Origin of the sequence: Stenotrophomonas sp. SrG (assembly GCF_050031795.1) — a bacterium.
In the GTDB taxonomy this organism is placed as follows: Bacteria; Pseudomonadota; Gammaproteobacteria; order Xanthomonadales; family Xanthomonadaceae; genus Stenotrophomonas; species Stenotrophomonas rhizophila_A.
The window spans coordinates 1-244 of record NZ_JBNBBE010000842.1 but is presented as its reverse complement, the minus strand read 5'-3'; the positions used below and the strand labels follow the sequence as shown (position 1 = coordinate 244).

The window sequence follows — 244 nt, the reverse complement described above, 5'->3', positions numbered from 1 at the left end:
CCGCCGCCCACCGAGACGACCATGGCCCCGGCGTCGCCGGCGACCGGCACGAACACCCAGTTCTGCCAGTCCGCCGGCAGGTTGCCGCCGATGGTGTTGGAGTTCAGCGCCGGTGCGGCGATACAGCCGTTCGACGGGTCGCCGCAGGAATAGCCGCCGGCACCGTTGGAGACCACGTTCAGGCTCTGCGCCAGGCGGCTGGTCAGGAAACTCTGGACGGTGTAATCGGCGTCATAGTCCGAGT

Annotated in this window: 1 protein-coding gene; it reads right to left on the bottom strand. The window is 68.4% G+C overall.

Going from position 1 to position 244, the window contains the following annotated elements; all coding sequences use genetic code 11:
• On the bottom strand, window positions 1–244 hold a 244-nt coding region (locus ACQG3P_RS21910; RefSeq protein WP_426806227.1), incomplete at both ends, for a hypothetical protein.